Genomic DNA, 18,947 nt, shown 5'->3' on the forward strand with positions numbered 1-18,947 from the left:
CGCCTACAACGTACGTTGCCACAACGCGTAATACACGCGCCCGGATTTCTGTTCCCGGTGCAGGCGCCAGCTTGCGGGCAGGCCCAGCGCCGACGGCGCGGTTTCGCTCTCGGTGTAGATCCACGCGTCATCGGCCAGCCACTGACGTTCCTCGAGCAGGGCGCAAACGCTCGGCAACAGGTTCTGATTGAACGGCGGGTCGAGGAACACCACGTCGAATGCGCTGGCCGGTTGGGTTTCCAGATAGCGCAAAGCGTCAGCGGTCTGTACCTGGCCGGTGGTGCAACGCAGCGTGCCCAAGTGTTCACGCAAGCTGGACACCGCGACATTGCTGGCATCCAGCGCCTGGCCCAAGGCCGCGCCACGGGACAGGGCCTCGAGGAACAGCGCGCCGCTGCCGGCGAACGGATCGAGCACCTTGGCCCCGGCAATGTACGGTGCGAGCCAGTTGAACAAGGTCTCGCGGACCCGGTCCGGCGTCGGACGCAGGCCCACGACGTCCGGGAAGCTCAGCTTGCGGCTGCGCCATTCGCCGCCAATGATGCGCAGTTGACCCACGCCATTGTGCACGTTGTGGACAGGTTTTTTGGGACGCGATGGACTAGCCATTAATGCTCCGGAACCCCGAGCGGCTGCTCGGCAGGTTTATCAGTGGGTGGCGGTAGTGGCTTTTGCGCGGTGGTCGGACCGGCGGTCACGATCACCATTTTATTGCTGCTCAGATGTTTGTTCAGCGCTGCTTTGACTTGCTCCACCGTCAGCGCCTGGGACTGCTTCATGAAGTCTTCCAGGTAGTTGAGCGGCAGGTCATAGAAACCCATGGCGCCCAGTTGCCCGACGATATCGGCGTTGCTGGCCGTGGACAGCGGGAAGCTGCCGGCGAGTTCACGCTTGGCATCGTCCAGCTCTTTCTGGGTCGGGCCGGTCTTGAGGTAGTCGGCCAGCACTTGCTCCACCAGACGCAAGGTGCCGCCGCTCATTTCGGCGCGGGTCTGCAGATTGATCATGAACGGACCACGCACCTGCATCGGCGAGAAACCGGAGTAGACGCCGTAGGTCAGGCCGCGCTTTTCGCGGACTTCGCTCATCAAGCGGGTACCGAACCCGCCGCCGCCGAGGATCTGGTTGCCCAGCGACAGGGCCGCGTAGTCCGGGTCGGCGCGGTCGATGCCCAGTTGTGCGAACAGCAGATGTGTCTGCTTGGACGGAAACTCGATATGGCCGATGCTGGACGCAGGCTCGACCGGCTGGGCGATCTTCGCCAGCGCCGGGCCCTTGGGCAGCGAAGCGGACACCTTGGCGGCCATGGCCTCGGCATCGGCACGGGACAAGTCACCCACCAGGGCAATCACGGCGTTGCCGGCGGCATACGCCTTGGCGTGGAATGCCTTCAGTTGTGCAAGCGTAATGGCCGGTACGCTCTCGGGCGTGCCTTCGCTCGGATGAGCGTAAGGATGATCGCCATACAGTCGCTTGAACAGTTCGATACTCGCCAGTTTGCCGGGGTTCTGTTTCTGGTACTCGAAGCCGGCCAGCAGCTGGTTCTTGATCCGCGCCAGGGAATCGGCGGGGAAAGTTGGCTGGCCGATCACCTGATCAAACAGCGCCAGCGCAGCGTCGCGCTTGTCGACAGCGCTGAGGCTGCGCAGTGAAACCAAGGCCATGTCGCGATAGGCGCCATTGCCGAAATCGGCGCCGAGGCCTTCGAAACCGGCAGCAATCTGCCCGACATCCTTGCCCGGCACGCCCTCGTTGAGCATCGCATTGGTCAGCAGCGCCAGGCCTGGCGTGTCGCCGTCCTGGCTGCTGCCGGCGGCGAACAGGATGCGCATGTCGAACATCGGCAATTCGTGGGCTTCGACGAACAGCACCTTGACGCCCTCGGCGGTGTTCCAGGTTTGTACGTTGAGCGTGCGGTTGGTCGGGTTGTTGCCGTCCAGCTCCGCCAGGGACTGCAGGGTATTGGCAGACTTGGCCTGATCCAGGGCCTGACTGGCGACGGAAGCGTCCGGCCGACCGATATACACCGCGACTGCGGCAACCAGCGTGACAACGGTCAGGCCGGGAAGCACCAGGCGGTTACGTTTGCGATCACTCATGAGCGGTCTCCTCGGGCAGGACATGGGCGACGCTGAGACGTTCGCGGGTGAAATAGGTACGCGCGGCTTTCTGGATATCCTCCGGGGTCACGCTCTGCAGCTCGGCGAGTTCGGTGTCCATGAGTTTCCAGGACAGGCCGACAGTCTCCAGCGAGCCAATCGCCGTGGCCTGACTGGTAATGGAGTCGCGCTCGTAGACCACGCCAGCGATTACCTGGGCGCGGATGCGTTCCAGTTCCTCGGCCGTCGGCGGCTTGTTCTTGAGTTCGTCCAGCAGGCGCCACAGCCCGGCTTCGGCCTGGGCGACGGTCTTGTGCTTCTGCTGGTTGGGCGTGGCGCTCAGGGTAAACAGGCTGTCGCCACGGGTGTAGGCGTCATAATTGGTCGAGGCGCCAGACACCAGTTCTTCACCGCGCTCCAGCTGGGTCGGGATGCGTGCGCTGTAGCCGCCGTCCAGCAATGCCGAGATCAGGCGCAAGGCGTTGACCGAGCGTTTGTCTTCGGTGGTGGCCAGGCTTGGCACGTTGAAACCCAGCAGCACGCTGGGCAGCTGGGTTTGCACATGCAGGGTCAACAAGCGCTCGCCCGGCTCGGCCAGTTCCAGTGGTTTTTTCGCTGGCGGCACGTCGCGCTTGGGGATCGGACCGAAATAGCGTTGGGCAAGGGTCTTGACCTCGTCCGGCGTCACATCGCCGACCACCACCAGCGTGGCATTGTTCGGCGCATACCAGGATTGGTACCAGTGACGCAGCTCTTCGATTTTCATGCGTTCCAGGTCCGCCATCCAGCCAATGGTCGGCGTGTGGTAGCCGCTGGCCGGGTAGGCCATGGCCTTGAAGCGCTCGAAGGCCTTGGACATCGGGTTATCGTCGGTGCGCAGGCGGCGCTCTTCCTTGATCACCTCGATCTCACGGCTGAACTCGTCGGCCGGCAAGCGCAGGGTGGCCATGCGGTCGGCTTCCAGTTCCAGCGCAACGCCAAGGCGGTCGCGGGCCAGGACCTGGTAATACGCCGTGTAGTCATCACTGGTGAAGGCGTTCTCTTCGGCGCCGAGGTCACGCAGGATCAGCGAAGCTTCGCCGGGACCGGTCTTGGAGCTGCCTTTGAACATCATGTGTTCCAAGGCGTGGGACAAACCGGTCTGGCCGGGTGTTTCGTAGCTGGAGCCGACCTTGTACCAGACCTGCGAAACCACCACCGGTGCGCGGTGGTCTTCGCGCACGACGACCTTGAGGCCGTTGTCCAGGGTGAATTCGTGGGTGGGTTGTGGATCAGCGGCCAAGGCTGAAAGGGGCAGACAAACTGTGCAGAGCAGCAGGCCAGCGGCGCGGCGGGCTAGAGCATTCATTCGTTTTTAAACCTGTTGAGCTGCCCGCGTGGTCTTAGCGTCGGCGGGCGAGGAGGTGCTAGGATACTGATCCGAATTAACCGCGGCCACTGCGGCTGTCAGGTCAATTCGGATCGAGTTGCAGGAATTGTGAGATTAGCGCTGGGTTTCCCCGAACATCTTTCATTTTTCGCCGATTTTATCGCTTCAATCCTACTTTGAATCGATTTGTTGAGGTTGGATTAACGCCTCACACAAGGTTGCGTATGAACAAGCTGGCTAAAAAACAGTCTGTTGCGCATCGAATATTATTTACCGAGGCGCCACCTGGGCGCGTCGCTACCTTGAGATAGCCGTCCTCCATGTTTGGTTCCAACGACGACAAAAAGACCCCAGCTGCGGCTGGCGAGAAAAAAGGCCTGTTCGGATGGCTGCGCAAAAAGCCGCAGGAAACCGTCGTCGAACAGCCACCTATCCAACCTGAATCGATTCCTCAATCGACCGTCGCGCCGGAGCCGGTGGTCGAGGTGCCGGAGCCGGTGGTGCTGCCCATCGCTGAACCGGTGCGGCAACCGGTGGTTGAGGCCGAACCTGCTCCAGAGCCAGAACATCAGCCTTGGCCGCCCTTGCCGGTCGCCGAGGAGCCCGTGGCGTTGGTTGAAGATGTGCGGGCCGAACACGTGGCGCCGCCGATTCCGGCCATTGTCGAGCCCGTACCCGTAGCGCTTGAGTCGCCGCCCGCCGTCGAAGAGCCCGCGCCCGTGGCCGTCGAGCCTCTTCCTGTGGTGGCCGCCGCGCCGGCTGTTATCGAACCGACAGCGGACCCGGAGCCTGTCGCGGTCGCGACTGAAACCGGCAAAACCGGCTTTTTCGCCCGCCTGAAGCAAGGCTTGAGCAAAACCAGCGCGAGCATTGGCGAAGGCATGGCCAGCCTGTTCCTGGGCAAGAAAATCATTGATGACGAGCTGCTGGAAGACATCGAAACCCGTCTGCTGACTGCTGACGTAGGCGTCGAAGCCACGGGGGTGATCATCCAGAGCCTGACCCAAAAGGTCGCCCGCAAGCAACTGACCGACGCCGACGCGCTCTACACGTCGTTGCAGGCCGAGTTGGCCGCGATGCTCAAGCCGGTGGAAGCGCCGCTGGTCATCAATGCGCAGAACAAGCCTTTCGTGATTCTGGTGGTGGGCGTGAATGGCGCTGGCAAGACCACGACCATTGGCAAGTTGGCGAAGAAGCTGCAGTTGGAAGGCAAGAAAGTCATGCTCGCCGCTGGCGACACTTTCCGGGCCGCGGCGGTCGAGCAGTTGCAGGTCTGGGGCGAGCGCAACAAGATCCCGGTGATTGCCCAGCACACGGGCGCCGACTCGGCGTCGGTGATTTTTGATGCGGTGCAGGCTGCCAAGGCTCGTAACATCGATGTGTTGATCGCCGACACCGCCGGTCGCCTGCACACCAAAGACAATCTGATGGAAGAGTTGAAGAAAGTACGCCGGGTCATCGGCAAGCTGGACGCCGATGCGCCGCACGAAGTGCTGCTGGTGCTGGACGCCGGTACGGGTCAGAACGCTATCAGCCAGGCCAAGCAATTCAACCAGACGGTGCAACTGACTGGCCTGGCATTGACTAAGCTCGATGGCACGGCCAAGGGCGGAGTGATTTTTGCCTTGGCCAAACAATTCGGGTTGCCGATTCGTTATATCGGTGTCGGTGAAGGCATCGACGATCTGCGCACATTTGAAGCCGAACCCTTTGTCCAGGCACTGTTTGCCGAGCGGGAGCGTTCATGATTCGTTTCGAACAGGTGGGAAAACGCTACGCCAATGGGCACGTTGGCTTGCATGAGCTGAGTTTCAGAGTGCGGCGTGGCGAGTTCTTGTTTGTAACCGGTCACTCTGGCGCTGGTAAAAGTACCTTGTTGCGCTTGTTGCTGGCGATGGAGCGGCCGACCACCGGCAAGCTGCTGCTGGCGGGCCAGGACCTGGCTACCATCAGCAACGCGCAGATCCCGTTCCTGCGTCGCCAGATCGGTGTGGTATTCCAGAATCACCAGCTGTTGTTCGATCGCACGGTGTTCAACAACATCGCCTTGCCGTTGCAAATTCTTGGCCTGTCCAAGGCGGAAATCATCAAGCGCGTGGACTCGGCCCTGGAGCGCGTGGCGCTTTCGGACAAGACCGACTTGTACCCGGGCGATCTGTCTACCGGCCAGCAACAGCGCGTCGGCATTGCCCGCGCGATTGTCCACCGCCCGGCCTTGCTGCTGGCGGACGAACCGACCGGTAACCTCGATCCGCGCCTGGCGGCAGAAATCATGGGGGTTTTCGAAGATATCAACCGCCTGGGCACCAGCGTGCTGATAGCCAGTCACGACCTGGCGCTGATCGCACGCATGCGCCACCGCATGCTGACCCTGCAACGCGGCCGCCTGATCGGTGACGGGGAGGCTGGGGTATGAGTGCGACACGTAGCCCCAAAGTATCCGAGCGTGTGGCGCCGAAACCGGCCGATCCGCAGCCGCAGAAAAAGAAACGCGACGAAGATGACGGTCCAGACTTCAGCACTTTGCTCCACGCCTGGATCGAAAGTCATCGCGCCAGCCTGCTCGACAGCCTGCGGCGCCTGGGCAAGCAACCGATTGGCAGCTTTTTCACCTGCCTGGTGATGGCGGTGGCGCTGAGCCTGCCGATGGGGCTTTCGCTGCTGCTGAATAATGTCGAGCGCCTGGGCGGCTCCTGGCAGCGTGCGGCGCAGATTTCGCTGTACCTGCAACTGGACGCCAGTGCCAGCGAAGGCGAGGCCTTGCGCGAGCAGATCAGCAACCTGCCGGGCGTGGCGCAGGCCGAGTACATCAGCCGTGAGCAGGCGTTGGAAGAGTTCCGGCAGCAATCAGGCTTGGGCGAGGCGCTTAAAGAACTGCCGCAAAATCCGCTGCCCGGCGTGGTGCTGGTCACGCCGAATGAAGTCGACAAGCTGGCACTTGAAGCATTGAGGTTAAAACTGGCCGAGTTGCCCAAGGTGCAACAGGCGCAACTTGACTTGGTCTGGGTCGAGCGTCTGGCGGCGATTCTCAAACTGGGCGACCGGTTTGTCTTCGGCCTGACGGTGCTGCTGGTTTCTGCATTACTTTTGGTGATAGGCAATACCATTCGTCTTCATATTGAAAACCGTCGCACTGAGATAGAAGTGATTAAACTGGTCGGCGGCACGGACAGCTATGTGCGTCGTCCTTTTCTATATATGGGCGCGTTATATGGCTTTGGAGCCGGGATTCTGTCCTGGGGCGTATTGGCGTTTGGCCTGGATTGGCTGAACGACGCGGTAGTCGGCCTGGCGGGTTTGTATGGCAGTGATTTTGCCTTGGCCGGTGTGCCGGTAGCCGATGGTCTATCGCTCTTGCTTGGCGCGGTGCTGTTGGGGTATATCGGTGCATGGATTGCGGTGGCACGGCATTTACGTGAGCTGTCGCCGAAGTAGTTAATGTCAGATTAATGTGGTTTCGCTTGTATTGGCCGTATCTGTAATTTAGGGAACTTGTCCTACGGTTCCCCGGTCAATTTTCGCAGTGCTGAACTGCACGAGTTATGTGAGTCGGAGGTTTATTCGTATGACCACTTCTTTGCAACCTGTTTATGCTCTGGTCCCGGGTGCAAACCTGGAAGCCTATGTGCATACGGTTAACAGCATTCCTTTGCTGACGCCCGAGCAGGAGCGTGAACTGGCCGAGAGTCTCTACTATGAGCAGGATTTGGGGGCGGCTCGGCAGATGGTGCTCGCCCACCTGCGTTTTGTCGTACATATCGCCCGTAGCTATTCCGGCTACGGTTTGGCTCAGGCTGACCTGATCCAGGAAGGCAATGTCGGCCTGATGAAGGCTGTAAAGCGCTTCAACCCGGAAATGGGCGTGCGCCTGGTTTCGTTCGCGGTGCATTGGATCAAGGCGGAAATTCACGAGTTCATCCTGCGCAACTGGCGCATTGTGAAAGTCGCGACCACCAAGGCCCAGCGCAAGCTGTTCTTCAACCTGCGCAGCCAGAAGAAACGTCTGGCCTGGCTGAACAACGAGGAAGTCCACCGTGTGGCGGAGAGCCTCGGTGTAGAGCCGCGTGAAGTGCGCGAGATGGAAAGCCGCCTGACCGGCCATGACATGGCTTTCGACCCGGCCGCGGAAGCGGACGACGACAGTGCTTTCCAATCGCCGGCCAATTACCTGGAAGACCACCGGTACGACCCGGCGCGCCAACTGGAAGATGCCGACTGGAGCGACAACTCCAATCACAATCTGCACGAAGCGCTGGAAGTGCTGGACGACCGCAGCCGTGACATCCTCTACCAGCGTTGGCTGGCGGAAGAAAAAGCCACGCTGCACGACCTGGCGCAGAAGTACAACGTGTCGGCCGAGCGTATTCGTCAGCTTGAGAAAAGCGCGATGAATAAGCTGAAACTGTCGATCGCGGCCTAACCAGTAACGCGCTCAAAAACATGTGGGAGCGGGCTTGCTCGCTCCCACAGTTGTTTTGGGACGTGTCAGTCAGCCCAAGGGGCTTTTCGGGAGTTGTTCAACTCCGCCAAATAGCCTGTTCCACCCAACTGACTCATCTGCTGGCGAATCCACGCCGCCCGCCGCGCCACATACGCCGTCGGACGGCTGGCGCTCCATACCCGCGGATTAGGCAGCACCGCCGCCAGGTAACTGGCCTGCCGACGATTCAGGGCCTTGGCGCCTACGCCAAAATGATGCCGCGCAGCCGCTTGCGCCCCAAACACGCCGTCGTCCCATTCGACGCTATTGAGGTACACCTCAAGAATTCGCTGCTTGGGCCAGAACACTTCGATCAGCCCGGTAAACCACGCTTCCAGACCTTTTCGCAACCAGCTGCGGCCCGACCACAGGAATAGATTTTTCGACACCTGCTGGCTCAACGTACTGGCACCACGCAGCGACCCGCCACGCTCGTTATGCAGTAAAGCGGCCTGGATCGCGCCGAAATCAAAGCCCCAATGTTGCGGGAACCGTTGGTCCTCGCCCGCCATGACCGCCAATTTCAGGTTGTCGGAGATTTCATTCCACGGCACCCAGCTACGTTGCAGGTCAATGGGCTCGCCATCGACCCAGGATTCGATCTTGCGCTCGACCATCAGCGCAGTCCCCGGGGGCGGCACCACGCGAAACAGCAGCACCAACACGATGCTGGCGATGACGAACCATTTCACGGCTTTGAGAACACGACTGAAGAGAAAACGCAGCATAGAGATGGCTTGGCCGAACCCGTTGAGCGGGCCATTATACAGACCCTGCCCAATGAGTCTGACTGGAGTTCCTCATGCTGCGTGGCTTTCTGATGCTGGCTGCCTTTTTCGGTTTCACGGGTGTCGCCCTTGGCGCCTTCGCCGCCCACGGCCTGAAAAACCGTCTGAGCGCCGACTACCTGGCGATTTTTCATACCGGCGTCACCTATCAACTGGTGCATGCCCTTGCGTTGTTTGGCGTCGCCTTGCTGGCCGCGCATTTGCCCGGGCGCCTGGTGATGTGGGCGGGTGTTGCGTTTGCCGTGGGTATCCTATTGTTCTCCGGCAGCCTCTATGTGCTGACGATGACCGGCATCAGCAAGCTCGGGATAATCACTCCGTTGGGTGGTCTGGCTTTCCTGCTCGGATGGTTATTGTTGGGGCTGGCCGCCTGGCGCTTGCAACTGACCGCCTGACGCTTGTAGCTGACCTTTGGCTGCCAATCGGGCTAGAATACTGGCCCCTAAAAACGATGGCGGCCCGTTGCATGCGCATTCAGTTGAACGGCGAATCCTTTGAACTGCCCGACGGTGAAACCGTCGCGGACCTGCTGACCCGTCTGGAGCTGACTGGACGTCGCGTTGCAGTGGAACTCAATCAGGATATCGTTGCGCGTAGCCAGCATGCCGACACCGCGCTCGCCGAGGGCGACCAGGTCGAAGTGGTCCACGCCATCGGCGGCGGCTAGTCGTCCTTGCGGCGCCTGCGCCACACTCTTATGTGGCCCCGAATACTGCAGAACCTCACCCCAACAGAGGATTTCCCATGAGCATCGTTCGTAGCGACAAGCCCTTCGTCCTGGCCGGTCGTACCTACCAGTCGCGTTTGCTGGTAGGTACCGGCAAATACCGCGACATGGAAGAAACCCGCCTGGCCATCGAAGCTTCGGGCGCCGAGATCGTGACCGTCGCCGTGCGTCGCACCAATATCGGCCAGAACCCGGGCGAACCGAACCTGCTGGATATCCTGCCGCCAGACCGCTACACCATCTTGCCGAACACCGCCGGTTGCTACGACGCCATTGAAGCCGTACGCACCTGCCGCCTGGCGCGCGAACTGCTCGACGGCCACAACCTGGTAAAGCTGGAAGTCCTGGCCGACCAGAAGACCCTCTTTCCCAACGTGATCGAAACCCTCAAGGCCGCAGAAACGCTGGTCAAGGAAGGTTTCGACGTGATGGTCTACACCAGTGATGACCCGATCATCGCCCGTCAATTGGCGGAGATCGGCTGCATTGCCGTGATGCCGCTGGCCGGTTTGATCGGTACAGGCCTGGGGATCTGCAACCCATACAACCTGCAGATCATTCTTGAAGAAGCGAAGATTCCGGTACTGGTGGACGCCGGTGTCGGGACCGCTTCCGATGCCACCATCGCCATGGAACTGGGCTGCGAAGCGGTACTGATGAATTCGGCCATCGCCAACGCGCAACAGCCGATCATGATGGCCGAAGCCATGAAGCACGCGATTGTCGCCGGGCGCCTGGCCTACCTTGCCGGGCGTATGCCAAAAAAACTGTACGCCAGCGCCTCCTCGCCGCTGGATGGTCTGATCAAGTAAGAGCTATTGATGACTGAATCAAACGAAACACCGAGCACCGTGGAACAAGGCGACGAGTCCAAGCACCGCCGGATCAAGAGCTTCGTGATGCGCGCCGGGCGCATGACCGAGGGTCAGCAGAAAGGCCTGGAGCAGGGCGCACCGCTGTTCGTGCTGCCGCTGGCCGACGCGCCGGTGGATTTCGACCAGGTGTTTGGTCGTTCGGCTCCACGCTCGCTGGAAATCGGCTTCGGCATGGGCCATTCCTTGCTGGAAATGGCTGCCGCCGCGCCGGAGCAGGACTTTATCGGTGTGGAAGTGCATCGCCCGGGCGTCGGTGCGCTGCTCAACGGTGTGTTGACCCAGGGCCTGAAAAACCTGCGGGTCTACGATTGCGATGCCATTGAAGTGCTCAACCGCTGCATCGCCGACAACAGCCTCGACCGCCTGATGCTGTTCTTTCCCGACCCATGGCACAAGGCGCGTCACCACAAGCGTCGCATCGTCCAGGCTTCGTTCGCGGAGCTGGTGCGCAGTAAGCTCAAGGTCGGCGGCGTCCTGCACATGGCCACGGACTGGGAGCCCTACGCGGAATATATGCTGGAAGTGATGAACGTCGCTCCCGGCTATCGCAACCTGGCCGAAGACGGCAAATGCGTGCCACGCCCGGCCGAACGCCCGATCACCAAGTTCGAGCGTCGCGGCGAGCGACTGGGGCATGGCGTCTGGGATTTGAAGTTCGAGAAGTTGGCGTAAGCCGCTACCCCACTCGGAACGCAATCAACGGATGTGATCAACTGTAGGAGCGAGCTTGCTCGCGAAAAACGCACGGCCAACGCGGGCTTTCTGATAACGCTGCGTTATCGTTGTGGTTCTTCGCGAGCAAGCTCGCTCCTACAGTTGTTTTGTGGCGGGGTTATCAGCGACGGTCGGCCACGACGCCGATCAACACCAGCACCACCAGCAACACCGGCGCCAGGCTGTAGTTATTGAATTGGCTCAAGCCGCGAACAATCCAGGGTGTGGCGTAGATCAGCGCGGCACCGCTGCCGATCATGCACAGCAGGGCCATCATTGGGACGCGCAAGGCACCGGCGATGTTGCCCAGGCGCGCTTCGACCCAGCCCTTGATGTCAGCGCCGAACAGCACTAGCAGGCAGCCGACAAGAGCCAGGGAGATTTCCGACAGATTACTGCGGCTCCAGCGGGATACGGTGGCGAGCAGGTCGAGTACCAGATCCATTCGATTTCCTTAGAGCGATCAGCTCAAAAACTTCTGCAGCAGGTCATTGAGAAAGAGTTGTCCACGGTCGGTGGCCGCCAAGCGTGACGGTTCGACCTGCATTAAGCCACTTTGTTCTGCCTCTCGGCGAGCGTCATCCAGGCTGGCCAGCTGCAGGCCGGTACGTTCGGCATAGAGTTTGGCCTCGACACCGTCGGTGAGGCGCAGGGCGTTCATCAGGAACTCGAAAGGCAGCTCTTCGTTAGTCAGTGTTTTCGCCCCGGCCTGGAAGTCTTTTGCCGGGTTGAGGTAGTCCTTCGGCGCGCGGGTTTTCCAGGTGCGCACAATGCGTCCGTCCGGATGGCTCAGCTTGCCGTGGGCACCGGCACCGATACCGATAAAGTCGCCAAAGCTCCAGTAATTCAGGTTGTGCCGTGCCGCCCGGCCGGGCTGGGCGTAGGCCGAGACTTCGTACTGGGCGTAACCGTGTTCGGCGAGCAGCGCCTGGCCGGCTTCCTGGATATCCCACAAGGTGTCGTCTTCCGGAAGCTCAGGCGGCTGGTTCCAGAACACGGTGTTGGGTTCCAGGGTCAGTTGGTACCACGACAAATGGGTCGGCTTGAGGGCGATAGCCTGGCGCAGATCGTCGAGGGCATCCTCCAGGGACTGGTCGGGCAAGCCATGCATCAGGTCCAGGTTGAAATTGTCGAACCCGGCTTGACGCGCCATGCCCGCCGCGCGCACCGCTTCGTCGCCGTTGTGGATACGGCCCAACGCCTTGAGCTTTTCTTGCTGGAAGCTCTGGATGCCGATGGACAGGCGATTGATACCCAGGGCGCGGTAAGCCACGAACTTCTCTTGTTCGAAGGTGCCGGGGTTGGCTTCCAGGGTGATCTCGATGTCGCGGGCGAAGCGGATACGCTGCTCCACGCCCTCCAGCAGCCGGCCCAATGCTGCTGCACTGAACAGGCTCGGGGTGCCGCCGCCGAAGAAGATCGAGCTCAACTCACGGCCGTAGACCGCGTGCAGGTCCTGATCGAGGTCGGCCAGCAACGCATCGACATAATCTTCCTCCGGCAGCACCGGGCTGGCGCTGTGGGAGTTGAAGTCGCAATACGGGCATTTGCGCACGCACCACGGAATGTGGATATACAGCGCCAGGGGCGGCAGGTGAGGCAGGGCCGCCCGAGGTGTCTGCGCGCCGCCGTGGATCAGCGGCAGCGCCGGGGTGTCGTGGGTCATTTCAGGCCCAGGCGCTGGCGCAGCAAAACCATGGCGCGGGCGCGGTGGCTGATCTGGTTTTTGTCGGCCGGGCTCAGCTCGGCGCTGGAGACATTGCGCTCCGGCACCCAGAATAGCGGGTCGTAGCCGAAACCCTGTTCCCCGCTGGCCGCATGCAGGATGCGCCCGTGCCACAAGCCTTCGCAAAGGATCGGCAATGGGTCATCGGCGTGACGCACCAGGGCCAGCACGCAGACGAATTGCGCACCGCGCTCGGCGTCCGGCACATCCTTGAGGGCGTCCAGCAGCTTGGCGTTGTTCGCCGCGTCACCTTTGCCGTCGGCGTAACGCGCCGAGTAGATGCCCGGCGCACCGCCGAGGAAATCCACGGCCAGGCCCGAATCGTCGGCCAAGGCCGGCAGGCCGGAAATGCGCGCGGCATTGCGCGCCTTGAGGATCGCATTTTCGACAAACGACAAGCCGGTTTCTTCCGGCTCTACCTGACTGAATTCGCCAATCGAGCGCAGTTGCACCGATGCCCCAAGCATGGCCTGGAGTTCTTTGAGTTTGCCGGCGTTATGGCTGGCCAGTACGAGTCGGGTCAGGTTCATTTTTCGGTCGGAAACAGTTCTTGGCTGAAGCTGAAACCATGGGCCTTGCCGCCGGTTTCAACGTTGATGGTGAACACTCGGACTTCTTGTTGCGGCACTGAATAGGGTGCGATGTAGTAGGTCGCGCCTTTTTCGTTGATTTGCTTGAACGTCAGCATTTCACTTTTGCCAGTCAGGTCCTTGATGGAGCCGGTCACCTGCGCCGCTACCGGCTCGGCGCCCTTGATTACCGACACATTGATCAGACCCTTGTTCTTGCTGCGCACCACGCCGATGGCCTGGGCGGTTTCCGGCTGCAGGTAGGTGCTGCTCAGGGTGCTGTAATGCACGGTGATGTCACCAAACGCCCTCTGGCGATTGCTGTCGATGACATCGGCGGCCATGGCGTTGGCGCCCAGGCACGCGGTAAGTAGAAAAACAGCCAGGCGATTCATGATCGTCCCTCTTGAAAATGGTTAGACGGCAATCTGGTGGTCCGTCAGGCCCGGACTGCTGACCCGGTAGATACCGATTTCGCCCAACAGATTAGGCCATAGCTTACTCGCCCAGCCGTGGCGGTGCTGTTGATCGACGGCCAGGCGGTCGAGCACTTTGGCTTCACGTTCACCGCACAGCGCTTCGAAGTCTTCAAAGGTGCAGAAGTGAATGTTCGGCGTGTTGTACCACGTGTACGGCAGGAAATCCGAGACCGGCATCCGACCCTTGGTGGCCAGGTACCAGCGGCAGCGCCAATGACCGAAGTTGGGGAAGGTGATGATGCACTGGCGGCCGACCCGCAACATTTCGTCGAGGATCCGGTCGGGATAGTGCACGGCCTGCAGGGCCTGGGTCATCACCACGATATCGAAGCTGTTACTGGCGAAGTTGCCCAGGCCCTTGTCCAGGTCCTGCTCGATCACGTTGATGCCCTTGGCCACGCACTGGGCAATGTTGTCCGCATCGTTTTCCAGGCCATAACCGGTGACTTGCTTGTTGTCGCGCAGCCAGCTCAGCAGTTCGCCATCGCCGCAACCCAGGTCGAGCACGCGGCTGCCAGCAGGGATCCAGTCTTGGATGATTTCCAGGTCGGCTCTCATGGCGTTCTCACAAAGTTATGCGGTTCATGTAGTTACTGAAGGCCTGCAAATAGCGCGGGATCGGAATCAGGAAGGCGTCGTGGCCTTGCGGTGCATCGATCTCCAGGTAGCAGACGTCTTTCTTTGCCGCCATCAACGCATCCACCAGCTCCCGGGAGCGGGCCGGGGAGAAGCGCCAGTCAGTGGTGAACGACATCACGCAGAACTTGGCGGTGGCGCCTGCGAAGGTTTTCGCCAGGTCATTGTCGAAACTCGCCGCCGGGTCGAAGTAGTCCAGGGCCTTGGTCATCAGCAAGTAGGTATTGGCGTCGAAGCGCCCGGAAAACTCTTCGCCTTGATAACGCAGGTAGCTTTCGACCTGGAATTCGACGCTGTGGAAGTCGTAGTTGAGCTTCTCGCTCTTGAGTCCACGGCCGAATTTCTCGCCCATGGAGTCGTCCGACAGGTAGGTGATGTGCCCGACCATGCGTGCCAGCATCAGCCCGCGCTTGGGGATCACGCCCTGTTCCTGGAACGAGCCGCCGTGGAACTCGGGATCGGTGAGGATCGCCTGGCGCGCCACTTCGTTGAACGCGATGTTCTGCGCCGACAATTTGGGGGCCGAGGCAATGGCCAGGCAATGGCGCACGCGGTCCGGGTAGGTGATGGTCCATTGCAGCGCCTGCATGCCGCCAAGGCTGCCGCCGATCACCGCGGCCCACTGACTGACGCCCAGCTTGTCGGCAAGACGCGCCTGGCTGTGGACCCAGTCTTCCACGGTCAGCACCGGGAAGTCGGCGCCAAAGGGCTTGCCGGTTTCCGGGTTGAGGCTGCTGGGGCCGGTGGAACCGTTGCAGCCGCCAAGGTTGTTCAGACTGACCACAAAGAACTTGTGGGTGTCGATGGGCTTGCCGGGGCCGATGCAACTGTCCCACCAGCCGGGCTTGCGCTCGTCGACATTGTGGTAGCCGGCGGCGTGATGATGGCCGGACAGGGCGTGGCAAATCAGCACGGCATTGCTCGCCGTGGCGTTCAGCTCACCATAGGTTTCGTAAATCAGGTCATAGGCAGGCAGCGAACGGCCGCAGGCCAAGGCCAGCGGTTCGCTGAAGTGCGCCACGTGTGGCACGACCAGTCCAACAGAATCGGGGGGAAAGGCTGCTGGCATCGACCCTGCTCTCATTTAAATGAGGCGTAAGTCTAAAGACCGGGGGGGCAAGCGGCAAGCGAAGGCCTGCATGGATTCAACTCAATACGCAGTTACAAAATGTGGGAGCGAGCAAGTCGCACCGCCGCTCCCACATTTTGGGTCGGTGTTGGGTTTAGATCAGCAGGCGCAGGATGTCCGGCATCATGGTCATCGCCGCCAGGTTGTTGATCACCAGCATATCCAGGAGCTTGAGCACCATGAACGCGAGGATTGGCGAGATATCCAGTCCGCCCAGGTTCGGCAGGATTTTGCGGAACGGCGCCAGCACCGGCTCGCAGATCTGGTTGACCAGTTCCGCCCCAGGGTTATGGCTACCCGGTGCGACCCACGACAGGATCACGCTGATGATCAGGGCGAAGAAGAAAATCTTCAGGAACAGCGCGGTCACGCCGATGATGGCCCAAACCAGCAATTGCAGGAAATTGCCGATAAAGCCGTACGTCAGCAACAAGGTCAGAGCCATCAGCGCCAGTTGCACCAGGATCGCCAGCACCAGCGACGACATGTCCAGGCCGAACAGGCTCGGGATCACCCGGCGCAATGGCTTGAGCAGCGGCTGAGTGGCCTTCACGGCGAATTGGCAGAGCGGGTTGTAGAAGTTGGCGCGCACCAATTGCAGGACAAAGCGCAACAGCACGATCAGCAGGTACAGGCTGCCGAGGGTTTGCAGCACGTAGACGGCTGCGGTGTTCAAACCAATCATGTTGGCTCCTTATTGACCCAGTTGTTCGGCCAGTTCGGCCGAGCGGTGCGCGGCGGCACCTAGTGCTTTTTCCACCAGGGCTTCAAAGCCCCCGGCCTGGAATGATTCGATGGCGGCCTGCGTGGTGCCGCCGGGGGAGGTCACGCGGCGGCGCAACTCGGCGGCATCCACGTCGCTGGACACGGCCATGTGCGCGGCGCCCAGCGCGGTTTGCGCGGCCAACTGCTCGGCGACAGCCCGAGGCAGGCCAAGTTTCACGCCGGCGGCGGTCATGGCTTCGATCAGCAGGAAGAAATAGGCCGGGCCGCTGCCGGAAACGGCGGTCACCGCGTCCAGTTGCTGTTCCTCTTCCAGCCACACAGCGATGCCCACGGCGGACAACAGCTCCTGGGCCTGGTCGCGCTGTTCGGCGCTGACCTCAGCCGTGGCGTACAGGCCGCTTACACCTTGGCGCAACAGCGATGGTGTATTCGGCATGCACCGCACGATTGGCGAGGCGCCCAGCCAGTTCTTCAAACTGGCGCAGTTGATGCCGGCGGCGATGGAAACCAGCAGTTGATCGGGCTTGAGGCTCGGGCGCAGGGTTTCACACACGGCTTTCATGGCTTGTGGCTTGACCGCCAGCACGATCACGTTGGCGTCCTGAATGGCCTCGGCGTTGTCGGCAAAGGTCTCGATACCGTGTTCAGTGCTCACACGGGTGCGGCTCTCGGCACCCGGATCGCTGGCGCAAATCTGCGCAGCGTCCAGACCCTTGGCCCGCAGCCCGCCGATCAGGCTGGCCGCCATGTTACCGGCGCCGATAAAGGCAATACGCGTGTTGCTCATGACAGGTCCTTACTCAGATGGAAGTCAGCCATTTCATGGCTGGCCGTAGTCGCGGGCGCCAAACAGCGCGGTACCGATCCGCACCCAGGTAGCGCCTTGGGCAATGGCTGACTCAAGGTCATGGCTCATGCCCATGGAAAGTGTGTCGAGCTTGAGATTCAGGCTCTCCTGCAAGTCGCGAACCTTGGCGAACGCGGCGTCTTGTTCGGCGCGGTCGTCGGTCGGCTCGGGAATAGCCATCAAGCCACGCAGTTTCAGGCGCGGCAGCCGGTTGATCGCTTCAGCCAATGCCGGCAGATCGGCGGGTGTACAGCCGGATTTGCTGGCCTCGCCACTGACGTTGACCTGAATGCAGATATTCAGCGGCGCCAGGTCAGCCGGGCGTTGTTCGGAGAGGCGTTGTGCGATTTTCAAACGGTCCACGGAGTGCACCCAAGCGAAATTTTCGGCGATAGCACGCGTCTTGTTCGATTGAATGGGGCCGATGAAGTGCCAACTCAAGGGCAGGTCAGTTAATTCGGCCTGTTTGCCGAGGGCTTCCTGCAGATAGTTCTCGCCAAAGTCGCGCAGTCCGGCGGCATGCGCTTCGCGCACGGCTTGCGCGGGTTTGGTCTTGCTTACGGCCAGCAAATGCACGCTGGTTTCATCCCGCTGCACGGCCTGGGCCGCCGTACGGATCCGGTCATTAACCAGGCCAATATTGTCTGCTATGGTCGACATTCAAGTTGCGCCCGCGGATATGGAGTCCGCGGCATTCTACTGGAAATGGAAAGCCCTATGGATATCACTCAATTGCTGGCCGAAAGCGTCAGCCATGGCGCCTCAGACCTGCATTTGTCAGCCGGTCTGGCGCCGAGGGTGCGGATCGACGGCGACATTCGATCTCTCGACTGGCCGGCACTGAGCGCTACGCAAGTGGCGGACATGCTCAGCCCGCTACTCAATAAACATCAACAAAAGGATTTCGAAACATCTCTTGAAACTGATTTTTCGTTCGAGTTGCCTGATGTGGCGCGTTTTCGAGTGAATGTCTTTCAGCAGCACCGGGGGATGGGCGCGGTGTTCCGGGCGATTCCGTCACGGGTACTGAGCCTCGACGAACTGCAGCTGGGCGAGGTGTTCCGGCGTATCGCCGATCTGCCCCAAGGCCTGGTGCTGGTGACCGGATCCACGGGTTCGGGCAAATCCACGACCCTGGCGGCGATGATCGATTACCTCAACAGCCATCGTCCCCGGCACATCCTCACCCTTGAAGACCCGATCGAATTCGTCCATCCGTCCAAAAAGGCCTTGGTCAGCCAGCGGCAGATCTATCGCGATACCCACAGCGTCTGCGCCGCCTTGCGTTCCGCACTGCGAGAGGATCCGGATGTGATTCTGGTGGGGGAAATGCGTGACTTGGAAACCATTCGCCTGGCCCTGACGGCTGCCGAAACCGGGCATCTGGTGTTTGGCACCTTGCACACCCTGACGGCGGCGAAAACCGTGGATCGGGTGGTGGATGTGTTTCCCGCCAGTGAAAAAACCATGGTCCGCTCAATGCTCTCGGAGTCCTTGCAGGCGGTGGTGTCTCAAACCTTGATCAAAAAAATCGGCGGCGGGCGCGTGGCGGCGTATGAAATCATGCTTGGCACGCCGGCGATCCGTAACCTGATCCGCGCGGACAAGGTGGCGCAGATGTACTCGGCGATTCAGACCGGTGGGGCGTTCGGGATGAAGACGTTGGACATGAGCCTGAAGGCGTTGGTCAACCAAGGCCTGATCAGTCGGGAGGATGCCCGGGAGAGGGCGCGCGCGCCTGGGGAGATGTGAGGCGAGTGCCCACATTTGAATGCAGTCCAAA

At 60.9% G+C, this 18,947-nt stretch carries 22 protein-coding genes; 9 read left to right on the forward strand and 13 right to left on the reverse strand.

From position 1 onward, the window contains the following. Positions 1–3: 3 nt before the first annotated feature. The 3 genes from rsmD to BLU75_RS24545 are packed head-to-tail and all read right to left on the reverse strand — an operon-like array spanning position 4 to position 3,447. Positions 4–609 (reverse strand): 16S rRNA (guanine(966)-N(2))-methyltransferase RsmD, encoded by a 606-nt coding sequence (gene rsmD, locus BLU75_RS24535; protein WP_084378585.1) that lies wholly within the window; start codon positions 607–609, stop codon positions 4–6. Continuing rightward, positions 609–2,099 (reverse strand): M16 family metallopeptidase, encoded by a 1,491-nt coding sequence (locus BLU75_RS24540; protein ID WP_084378584.1) that lies wholly within the window; start codon positions 2,097–2,099, stop codon positions 609–611. Before BLU75_RS24540 ends, rsmD begins: the two co-directional genes overlap by 1 nt. Then, positions 2,092–3,447 carry a M16 family metallopeptidase gene (locus BLU75_RS24545; protein WP_084378583.1) on the reverse strand — a complete coding sequence of 452 codons (1,356 nt, stop codon included), beginning with the start codon at positions 3,445–3,447 and terminating at the stop codon, positions 2,092–2,094. Before BLU75_RS24545 ends, BLU75_RS24540 begins: the two co-directional genes overlap by 8 nt. Before the next feature lie 341 nt (positions 3,448–3,788). Here BLU75_RS24545 and ftsY point away from each other — a divergent pair, with 341 nt between their 5' ends. The 4 genes from ftsY to rpoH all read left to right on the forward strand — a co-directional run bounded on the left by ftsY (position 3,789) and on the right by rpoH (position 7,888). Then, positions 3,789–5,216: a signal recognition particle-docking protein FtsY gene (ftsY, locus tag BLU75_RS24550; RefSeq protein ID WP_084378582.1), complete on the forward strand. Its 1,428-nt coding sequence runs from the start codon at positions 3,789–3,791 to the stop codon at positions 5,214–5,216. Then, complete coding sequence (gene ftsE, locus BLU75_RS24555; protein ID WP_017476533.1) at positions 5,213–5,884, forward strand: cell division ATP-binding protein FtsE; 672 nt, start codon at positions 5,213–5,215, stop codon at positions 5,882–5,884. The genes ftsY and ftsE overlap by 4 nt, the downstream gene beginning before the upstream one ends. Continuing rightward, entirely contained in the window at positions 5,881–6,903 is a 1,023-nt protein-coding gene (gene ftsX / locus BLU75_RS24560) for a permease-like cell division protein FtsX (protein ID WP_084378581.1), read from the forward strand. The genes ftsE and ftsX overlap by 4 nt, the downstream gene beginning before the upstream one ends. Before the next feature lie 130 nt (positions 6,904–7,033). Then, a complete protein-coding gene (gene rpoH, locus BLU75_RS24565) occupies positions 7,034–7,888 on the forward strand; it encodes an RNA polymerase sigma factor RpoH (protein WP_017845020.1) in 855 nt (284 codons plus the stop codon). 65 nt (positions 7,889–7,953) lie between these two features. Here the strand turns inward: rpoH and mtgA are convergent, their stop codons facing one another. Continuing rightward, the gene (gene mtgA, locus BLU75_RS24570; RefSeq protein WP_084378580.1) at positions 7,954–8,676 is read right to left on the reverse strand and encodes a monofunctional biosynthetic peptidoglycan transglycosylase; all 723 of its coding nucleotides are present in this window, start codon (positions 8,674–8,676) and stop codon (positions 7,954–7,956) included. A gap of 74 nt (positions 8,677–8,750) precedes the next feature. On the opposite strand from mtgA, the gene BLU75_RS24575 reads away from it, so the two are divergent. From BLU75_RS24575 to trmB, 4 genes are all read left to right on the forward strand, one after another. Further along, complete coding sequence (locus tag BLU75_RS24575) at positions 8,751–9,131, forward strand: DUF423 domain-containing protein (protein WP_084378579.1); 381 nt, start codon at positions 8,751–8,753, stop codon at positions 9,129–9,131. Positions 9,132–9,202: 71 nt separating this feature from the next. Next, positions 9,203–9,403, forward strand: a complete 201-nt coding sequence (thiS, locus tag BLU75_RS24580; RefSeq protein ID WP_165447452.1) for a sulfur carrier protein ThiS — start codon at positions 9,203–9,205, stop codon at positions 9,401–9,403. Between the two features lie 77 nt (positions 9,404–9,480). Continuing rightward, positions 9,481–10,275, forward strand: coding sequence for a thiazole synthase (locus BLU75_RS24585; protein WP_017845016.1), 795 nt, complete (start codon positions 9,481–9,483; stop codon positions 10,273–10,275). Positions 10,276–10,284: 9 nt separating this feature from the next. Further along, positions 10,285–11,010 carry a tRNA (guanosine(46)-N7)-methyltransferase TrmB gene (gene trmB, locus BLU75_RS24590; protein WP_084378577.1) on the forward strand — a complete coding sequence of 242 codons (726 nt, stop codon included), beginning with the start codon at positions 10,285–10,287 and terminating at the stop codon, positions 11,008–11,010. A 163-nt stretch (positions 11,011–11,173) separates the two neighbouring features. On the opposite strand, the gene BLU75_RS24595 is transcribed toward trmB, so the two are convergent. From BLU75_RS24595 to BLU75_RS24635, 9 genes are all read right to left on the reverse strand, one after another. After that, positions 11,174–11,497 (reverse strand): DUF3392 domain-containing protein, encoded by a 324-nt coding sequence (locus BLU75_RS24595; RefSeq protein WP_084378576.1) that lies wholly within the window; start codon positions 11,495–11,497, stop codon positions 11,174–11,176. 18 nt (positions 11,498–11,515) lie between these two features. Beyond that, positions 11,516–12,718 carry a radical SAM family heme chaperone HemW gene (gene hemW / locus BLU75_RS24600; RefSeq protein WP_084378575.1) on the reverse strand — a complete coding sequence of 401 codons (1,203 nt, stop codon included), beginning with the start codon at positions 12,716–12,718 and terminating at the stop codon, positions 11,516–11,518. Beyond that, a complete protein-coding gene (gene rdgB / locus BLU75_RS24605) occupies positions 12,715–13,308 on the reverse strand; it encodes an RdgB/HAM1 family non-canonical purine NTP pyrophosphatase (protein ID WP_084378574.1) in 594 nt (197 codons plus the stop codon). Before rdgB ends, hemW begins: the two co-directional genes overlap by 4 nt. Further along, a complete protein-coding gene (locus tag BLU75_RS24610; protein ID WP_084378573.1) occupies positions 13,305–13,742 on the reverse strand; it encodes a DUF4426 domain-containing protein in 438 nt (145 codons plus the stop codon). Before BLU75_RS24610 ends, rdgB begins: the two co-directional genes overlap by 4 nt. 21 nt (positions 13,743–13,763) lie before the next feature. Then, complete coding sequence (metW, locus tag BLU75_RS24615) at positions 13,764–14,384, reverse strand: methionine biosynthesis protein MetW (protein WP_084378572.1); 621 nt, start codon at positions 14,382–14,384, stop codon at positions 13,764–13,766. 7 nt (positions 14,385–14,391) lie between these two features. Next, positions 14,392–15,531, reverse strand: coding sequence for a homoserine O-succinyltransferase MetX (gene metX / locus BLU75_RS24620; RefSeq protein WP_084378571.1), 1,140 nt, complete (start codon positions 15,529–15,531; stop codon positions 14,392–14,394). A 154-nt stretch (positions 15,532–15,685) separates the two neighbouring features. Beyond that, positions 15,686–16,276: a YggT family protein gene (locus tag BLU75_RS24625; protein ID WP_084378570.1), complete on the reverse strand. Its 591-nt coding sequence runs from the start codon at positions 16,274–16,276 to the stop codon at positions 15,686–15,688. 9 nt (positions 16,277–16,285) lie between these two features. Then, complete coding sequence (gene proC / locus BLU75_RS24630; RefSeq protein ID WP_084378569.1) at positions 16,286–17,104, reverse strand: pyrroline-5-carboxylate reductase; 819 nt, start codon at positions 17,102–17,104, stop codon at positions 16,286–16,288. Positions 17,105–17,137: 33 nt separating this feature from the next. Then, entirely contained in the window at positions 17,138–17,824 is a 687-nt protein-coding gene (locus BLU75_RS24635; protein ID WP_084378568.1) for a YggS family pyridoxal phosphate-dependent enzyme, read from the reverse strand. A 57-nt stretch (positions 17,825–17,881) separates the two neighbouring features. Between BLU75_RS24635 and BLU75_RS24640 the strand changes: the two genes are divergently transcribed. Beyond that, positions 17,882–18,916 carry a type IV pilus twitching motility protein PilT gene (locus BLU75_RS24640; protein ID WP_084378567.1) on the forward strand — a complete coding sequence of 345 codons (1,035 nt, stop codon included), beginning with the start codon at positions 17,882–17,884 and terminating at the stop codon, positions 18,914–18,916. Positions 18,917–18,947: the final 31 nt, after the last annotated feature.

It is taken from the genome of Pseudomonas mucidolens (assembly GCF_900106045.1).
Taxonomy (GTDB): domain Bacteria; phylum Pseudomonadota; class Gammaproteobacteria; order Pseudomonadales; family Pseudomonadaceae; genus Aquipseudomonas; species Aquipseudomonas mucidolens.

Excerpts from the sequence above, each read along its gene's own strand:
- ftsE (WP_017476533.1), top strand. The coding sequence starts at position 5,213 with ATGATTCGTTTCGAACAGGTGGGAAAACGCTACGCCAATGGGCACGTT.
- BLU75_RS24595 (WP_084378576.1), bottom strand. The coding sequence starts at position 11,497 with ATGGATCTGGTACTCGACCTGCTCGCCACCGTATCCCGCTGGAGCCGC.
- ftsY (WP_084378582.1), top strand. The coding sequence starts at position 3,789 with ATGTTTGGTTCCAACGACGACAAAAAGACCCCAGCTGCGGCTGGCGAG.
- BLU75_RS24545 (WP_084378583.1), bottom strand. The coding sequence starts at position 3,447 with ATGAATGCTCTAGCCCGCCGCGCCGCTGGCCTGCTGCTCTGCACAGTT.
- metW (WP_084378572.1), bottom strand. The coding sequence starts at position 14,384 with ATGAGAGCCGACCTGGAAATCATCCAAGACTGGATCCCTGCTGGCAGC.
- BLU75_RS24575 (WP_084378579.1), top strand. The coding sequence starts at position 8,751 with ATGCTGCGTGGCTTTCTGATGCTGGCTGCCTTTTTCGGTTTCACGGGT.
- metX (WP_084378571.1), bottom strand. The coding sequence starts at position 15,531 with ATGCCAGCAGCCTTTCCCCCCGATTCTGTTGGACTGGTCGTGCCACAC.
- proC (WP_084378569.1), bottom strand. The coding sequence starts at position 17,104 with ATGAGCAACACGCGTATTGCCTTTATCGGCGCCGGTAACATGGCGGCC.
- rdgB (WP_084378574.1), bottom strand. The coding sequence starts at position 13,308 with ATGAACCTGACCCGACTCGTACTGGCCAGCCATAACGCCGGCAAACTC.
- ftsX (WP_084378581.1), top strand. The coding sequence starts at position 5,881 with ATGAGTGCGACACGTAGCCCCAAAGTATCCGAGCGTGTGGCGCCGAAA.
- rsmD (WP_084378585.1), bottom strand. The coding sequence starts at position 609 with ATGGCTAGTCCATCGCGTCCCAAAAAACCTGTCCACAACGTGCACAAT.
- BLU75_RS24635 (WP_084378568.1), bottom strand. The coding sequence starts at position 17,824 with ATGTCGACCATAGCAGACAATATTGGCCTGGTTAATGACCGGATCCGT.
- BLU75_RS24540 (WP_084378584.1), bottom strand. The coding sequence starts at position 2,099 with ATGAGTGATCGCAAACGTAACCGCCTGGTGCTTCCCGGCCTGACCGTT.
- thiS (WP_165447452.1), top strand. The coding sequence starts at position 9,203 with ATGCGCATTCAGTTGAACGGCGAATCCTTTGAACTGCCCGACGGTGAA.
- BLU75_RS24585 (WP_017845016.1), top strand. The coding sequence starts at position 9,481 with ATGAGCATCGTTCGTAGCGACAAGCCCTTCGTCCTGGCCGGTCGTACC.
- mtgA (WP_084378580.1), bottom strand. The coding sequence starts at position 8,676 with ATGCTGCGTTTTCTCTTCAGTCGTGTTCTCAAAGCCGTGAAATGGTTC.
- BLU75_RS24625 (WP_084378570.1), bottom strand. The coding sequence starts at position 16,276 with ATGATTGGTTTGAACACCGCAGCCGTCTACGTGCTGCAAACCCTCGGC.
- trmB (WP_084378577.1), top strand. The coding sequence starts at position 10,285 with ATGACTGAATCAAACGAAACACCGAGCACCGTGGAACAAGGCGACGAG.
- hemW (WP_084378575.1), bottom strand. The coding sequence starts at position 12,718 with ATGACCCACGACACCCCGGCGCTGCCGCTGATCCACGGCGGCGCGCAG.
- rpoH (WP_017845020.1), top strand. The coding sequence starts at position 7,034 with ATGACCACTTCTTTGCAACCTGTTTATGCTCTGGTCCCGGGTGCAAAC.
- BLU75_RS24610 (WP_084378573.1), bottom strand. The coding sequence starts at position 13,742 with ATGAATCGCCTGGCTGTTTTTCTACTTACCGCGTGCCTGGGCGCCAAC.
- BLU75_RS24640 (WP_084378567.1), top strand. The coding sequence starts at position 17,882 with ATGGATATCACTCAATTGCTGGCCGAAAGCGTCAGCCATGGCGCCTCA.